This window comes from Phocaeicola sp. ICN-14070 (genome assembly GCF_037892625.1).
Classification (GTDB): Bacteria; Bacteroidota; Bacteroidia; order Bacteroidales; family Bacteroidaceae; genus Phocaeicola; species Phocaeicola plebeius.
In genome coordinates, this window is the sequence record NZ_JBBKBF010000105.1 from 1 (window position 1) to 5968 (window position 5968).

The 5968-nt window shown below is 49.2% G+C and carries 5 protein-coding genes; all 5 read left to right on the top strand.

Features of this window, described 5'->3' with window-relative positions; translation table 11 throughout:
- Positions 1-191: 191 nt before the first annotated feature.
- The 5 genes from WKT20_RS17270 to WKT20_RS17290 all read left to right on the top strand — a co-directional run bounded on the left by WKT20_RS17270 (position 192) and on the right by WKT20_RS17290 (position 5938).
- Positions 192-938, top strand: coding sequence for a nuclease-related domain-containing protein (locus WKT20_RS17270; protein WP_340417795.1), 747 nt, complete (start codon positions 192-194; stop codon positions 936-938).
- 94 nt (positions 939-1032) lie between these two features.
- A complete protein-coding gene (locus WKT20_RS17275) occupies positions 1033-2349 on the top strand; it encodes a DEAD/DEAH box helicase (RefSeq protein WP_195204967.1) in 1317 nt (438 codons plus the stop codon).
- Positions 2350-2600: 251 nt separating this feature from the next.
- Positions 2601-3671 carry a 3-phosphoserine/phosphohydroxythreonine transaminase gene (gene serC, locus WKT20_RS17280; protein WP_007563976.1) on the top strand — a complete coding sequence of 357 codons (1071 nt, stop codon included), beginning with the start codon at positions 2601-2603 and terminating at the stop codon, positions 3669-3671.
- Between the two features lie 74 nt (positions 3672-3745).
- On the top strand, positions 3746-4669 hold the full coding sequence (locus WKT20_RS17285) for an NAD(P)-dependent oxidoreductase (RefSeq protein ID WP_007563978.1): 924 nt from the start codon (positions 3746-3748) through the stop codon (positions 4667-4669).
- A gap of 21 nt (positions 4670-4690) precedes the next feature.
- A complete protein-coding gene (locus tag WKT20_RS17290; RefSeq protein WP_117748370.1) occupies positions 4691-5938 on the top strand; it encodes a DUF1015 domain-containing protein in 1248 nt (415 codons plus the stop codon).
- The last annotated feature ends 30 nt before the right edge of the window (positions 5939-5968 follow it).

Sequence of the window (5968 nt, forward strand, 5' to 3'; positions counted from 1 at the left end):
CAAAACCGTTGGTACAATAAAGTATATAGTTGCGTAGAAAAGATAGAAGAATCTCTGATTGTCAAATATGTGCCTTTGCTGAATCTGGATAAGAATCCAGTAAAATTATCCGAATTGGTAGAGTTACGCAGAAAGTGCAAAGCTGTAGCCAATGGTTATTAATGGAGCTGTTGTTTCTGTATAAGTCGTTTATGGAATATCTATTACTTTCCTTAATCATAGCTGTTGCCATCGTTTCGTATCTCAGTCACCGAAGAGATATGAAACTGCTCTGCTCTGTGTCTTCTCCTACAAGAGGAACAAGGTCGGAACGAAAGCTCATTATCAAGATGTTAAAGAAAGGAGTACATCCGAAAGCAATTTTTCATGACTTATATTTGAAAAGAAAAAGCGGGAGTTGCTCTCAAATAGACCTTGTGGTGGCTACTCCACAGGGATTGGTGGTGATAGAAGTAAAGGACTATAGCGGCTGGTTGTTTGGAAGTGAAAGGCAACGCTATTGGACACAGATTTTGAATTATGGCAAGGAGAAATACCGGTTCTACAACCCGATTATGCAGAATGCCGGTCACATAAAAGCATTGAAAGAACAGTCGGCACAGTTTGCTCAACTTCCCATTTACAACATTGTGTTGTTTGACGGGGATTGTACGCTGAAAGACGTTAGCTATTCGCAGTTTGGTACGTTTGTGGGCTATGCCGGCAATATCATGCGGGTATTGAAAACTATCAAAGGATTCGGTGAGGCGGAGTATACGGATAAAAAAGAGGTGGCCCGTGTGCTTCGTGAGGCTGTGCGCAACGGGGAGAATCCGGCCATCGTGGCGAGCCATGTGGCAGACGTACAAAGCCGGAACTGGGATTGCCCTCGACCAGTGATAAACTGGTTTCCTCGTTTCTTTAGAATCTTCCGCTGGAGAAGATGGATAAGATTTTAGTATAAGAATAATGACTAAATGTACTATGATAAGAATGTCGGTATAACATAATTTTTTTTACCTTTGCTAACTAACCCACAAAAAACCAAGAATTATGGACATACAAACAATACTATCAAACCTGAAGATTGACCAGTTGAACGCCATGCAGGAGGCTTCCATCGATGCGTGGAAGGAGGGCAGCGATTTGATTCTGCTCTCGCCTACGGGTTCCGGAAAGACGCTGGCCTACCTGCTACCGCTGGTGAGCTCGCTGAAAAAGGGAGTGGAAGGCGTGCAGGCCGTGGTACTGGTACCTTCGCGCGAGCTGGCTTTGCAGATTGAGCAGGTGTTCAAGGCCATGGCGACCGGCTTTCCGGTGATGAGCTGTTACGGCGGACGTCCGGCCATGGAGGAACACCGCACCATGAAGGGCATTTCGCCGGCGGTGATTATCGGTACGCCGGGACGTATGAACGACCACTTGAACAAGCAGAATTTCGAGGCGGGCACCGTGCGTACGCTGGTCATCGACGAGTTCGACAAGTGTCTGGAGTTCGGCTTTCAGGACGAGATGGCCGAGGTCATCGGAAAGTTGCCGGCATTGCGTCGCCGCTTTCTGTTGTCGGCTACCGATGCGGAGGAGATTCCGCGCTTTACGGGCATGAACCGCACGCTGAAACTGGATTTCCTGAATCCGGAGGAAACGGTGTCGCAGCGCTTGTCGGTGTATCGGGTCACTTCGCCGGTGAAGGACAAGCTGGAAACGCTCTACAAGCTGCTGTGTACGCTGGGCAACGAATCGACGCTGGTGTTCTGCAATCATCGCGAGAGTGTGGACCGGGTAGGGAAGTACCTGCACTCCATGAAGGTGTATTGCGAGACGTTCCACGGCGGAATGGAGCAGGATGACCGTGAACGGGCGCTGTATAAGTTCCGTAACGGAAGCTGCCACATCTTTATCTCGACCGAACTGGCAGCCCGCGGACTGGATATTCCGGACATCCGCCACGTGGTGCATTATCACTTGCCGGTGGCCGAGGACGGGTTCATTCACCGCAACGGACGTACGGCGCGCTGGGAGGCCGAGGGTAATGCGTTTCTGATTCTGCACGACGAGGAACGTATCCCCGACTATGTGCCCCGTCCGCTGGAAGAGTTTGAACTGCCGGAGCCGACGCCGCAGCCTGCCTTGCCGGAGTTTGTTACCTTATATATAGGAAAGGGCAAGAAAGACAAGATCAACAAGATTGACATCGTGGGCTTTTTGTCGAAGAAAGGCGGACTAGGCCGGGACGATGTGGGACGTGTAGACGTGAAAGACCACTATGCGTTTGCGGCAATTTCTCGGAAAAAGGCAAAACAAACGTTAAAACTCATACAAAATGAAAAGATAAAGGGAGTAAAAACTTTGATAGAACTGGCAAAATAATAACTTTGTGTCATGACAGCCTTCCGGCGGTGAAGGCTGTCTCGCATTTTGCTATGACTCGTGAGCATCCCCATGCCATAGCTAACTATTCTCGTGTTAATATGTCACTAAAATAGCGTTTGTGTATGTAATTTGAAAGATAAAATTCAATAAGGATGTAAAATTATCACGAAAACTTTTGGAAGTCTAAAAATAATCACTAAATTCGCAAGTGTTAGCTAAAATGATTGTTTAACCAAAACAAACTTCCAATGAAGAAACATAATTTTAATGCGGGACCGTCTATTTTGCCTCGCGAAGTGATAGAAAAGACAGCTCAGGCTATTCTTGATTATAATGGTTCAGGACTTTCGTTGATGGAAATCAGTCACCGCGCTAAAGACTTCCAGCCGGTGGTAGATGAAGCAGTGGCCTTGTTCAAGGAATTGCTGAACATTCCGGAAGGATACTCGGTATTGTTCCTAGGTGGAGGTGCAAGCATGGAGTTCTGTATGGTTCCCTATAATTTCCTGGAAAAGAAGGCGGCTTACCTGAATACGGGTACTTGGGCCAAGAAAGCGCTGAAAGAAGCGAAAGCATTCGGCGAAACAGTAGAGGTGGCTTCTTCTGAAAAAGAAGGCTACACTTATATCCCGAAAGATTATGAAGTGCCGGCCGACGTGGATTATTTCCATATCACGACTAATAATACCATCTACGGTACGGAATTGCATGCCGACCTGGATGTCAATGTGCCGATGGTGGCCGATATGTCTTCGGACATTTTCTCTCGTCCGGTAGACGTTTCCAAATATATTTGTATTTACGGAGGTGCACAGAAGAACCTGGCTCCTGCAGGTGTGACTTTCGTTATCGTGAAGAACGATGCGCTGGGTAAGGTTTCCCGTCACATCCCGACCATGCTGAATTATCAGACACACGTGGACAAGGGTTCTATGTTCAATACTCCGCCGGTAGTGCCTATTTATGCGGCTCTTCAGACTTTGCGCTGGATCAAGGCACAGGGTGGCGTGGAAGAAATGCAGCGCCGTGCCAAACAGCGTGCCGACATGCTGTATGCGGAAATTGACCGCAACAAGCTGTTCCGTGGCACCGTAACGGCCAAGGAAGACCGTTCGTACATGAACATCTGCTTCGTGATGGCCGATGAATACAAGGACCTGGAAGCAGACTTCCTGAAGTTTGCTACCGAAAAAGGTATGGTGGGCATCAAGGGTCACCGTTCTGTGGGTGGTTTCCGTGCTTCTTGCTACAATGCCATGCCGGTAGAAAGTGTGCAGGCACTGATTGACTGCATGCAGGAATTTGAGAAAATGCATTAATTGTTGTTATACCCGAAGATAAGGGCGTGGAATTTCGATAACACGTCCTTGTTTTCTTTTTAAAATCAAGTATTATGAAAGTATTGGTTGCGACAGAGAAACCGTTTGCTAAAGTAGCTATCGACGGTATTCGGAAAGAGATAGAAGCTGCGGGCTATGAACTGGCTTTGCTGGAGAAATATACAGAAAAACAGCAGTTGCTCGATGCAGTGAAGGATGCGAATGCAGTGATTATCCGAAGTGACATCATTGACAAGGAAGTGCTGGATGCGGCAAAGGAACTGAAAATCGTGGTACGTGCCGGTGCGGGATATGACAATGTGGACCTGGAGGCAGCTACGGCTCACGGGGTTTGCGTGATGAATACGCCGGGACAGAACTCGAATGCGGTGGCCGAACTGGCTTTCGGTATGATGATTATGGCGGTTCGTAATTTCTACGACGGCAAATCGGGTACGGAACTGATGGGCAAGAAACTGGGTATCCATGCATACGGTAACGTAGGGCGCAATGTGGCTCGTATCGCAAAGGGCATCGGTATGGACATTTATGCCTACGATGCGTATTGCCCGAAGGAAGCCATGGTGGCCGACGGCGTGAAACCGGTGGATTCTGCAGAAGAATTGTATGCTACCTGCAACGTGGTGTCATTGCACATTCCGGCTACTGCCGAAACCAAGAACTCCATTGATTATGATTTGGTGAACCGTATGCCGAAAAACGGTTTGCTGGTGAATACTGCCCGTAAGGAGGTGATTAACGAAGCAGATTTGCTTCGCCTGATGAATGACCGTCCGGACTTGAAGTATGTGACCGACATCATGCCGGCTCATCACGATGAGTTTGCCGATCATTTCCCGGGACGTTATTTCTCTACTCCGAAGAAGATGGGTGCACAGACGGCTGAGGCAAATATCAATGCCGGCATCGCAGCGGCCCGTCAGATTGTGGGCTTCCTGAAAGATGGTTGTGAGAAATTCCGTGTAAACAAGAAATAACTTCTGATTCCCCCAAGCATTATGGCAATAGTTAAACCTTTCAAGGGTGTTCGTCCGCCGCAGGACTTGGTGGAGCAGGTGGCTTCCCGCCCTTACGACGTGTTAAACTCGGCTGAGGCCCGCGAAGAGGCGAAAGGCAACGAGAAATCTTTGTATCACATCATCAAGCCGGAGATTGACTTCCCGGAGGGAACGGATGAGCACGACCCGCGTGTGTACGACAAGGCGGTAGCGAATTTCCGGATGTTCCAGGAAAAGGGCTGGCTGGTGCAGGACGACAAACCGTGTTATTATATTTATGCCCAGACCATGAACGGCAAGACGCAGTATGGACTGGTGGTAGGAGCTTACGTGCCCGACTACATGAACGGGGTGATCAAGAAACATGAGCTGACGCGCCGTGACAAGGAGGAGGACCGCATGAAGCATGTACGGGTGAACAATGCGAACATCGAACCGGTGTTCTTTGCTTATCCGGAAAACAAGACGCTGGATGCCGTGGTGGCGAAATATACGGCTCAGAAGCCGGTGTATGACTTTGTGGCACCGGATGACGGCTTCGGCCATCAGTTCTGGGTGATTGACGACGACAAGGACATTGAGGCAGTGACAGAGGCGTTCAAGGAAATGCCTTCGCTTTACATTGCCGACGGTCATCACCGTAGTGCGGCAGCGGCACTGGTGGGTGCTGAAAAGGCGGCTCAGAATCCGAACCATCGGGGCGACGAGGAATACAACTACTTCATGGCGGTATGTTTCCCGGCCGAGCAGCTTACTATCATCGACTACAACCGGGTGGTGAAGGATTTGAACGGACTGACTCCACAGGCGTTCCTGGAAGCGCTGAAGAAGAACTTCGTAGTGGAAGAAAAGGGTGCGGACATCTACAAGCCGGCAGCCTTGCACAACTTCTCGCTTTACCTGGAGGGTAAATGGTATAGTCTGACAGCCAAACCGGGCACTTACGACGATAACGACCCGATTGGGGTGCTGGATGTCACGATTTCTTCCAACCTGATTCTGGACGAGATTCTCGGCATCAAGGACCTGCGTTCGGACAAGCGTATCGACTTCGTGGGCGGTATCCGCGGACTGGGTGAACTGAAGAAACGGGTGGACAGCGGCGAAATGAAGATGGCGCTGGCACTCTATCCGGTTTCCATGAAGCAGCTGATGGACATTGCCGATACGGGCAACATCATGCCGCCGAAAACCACGTGGTTTGAACCGAAACTGCGTTCGGGACTGGTGATTCACAAACTGGAATAAGATTTTTCTTCTTTTTTTGTGGATATACTG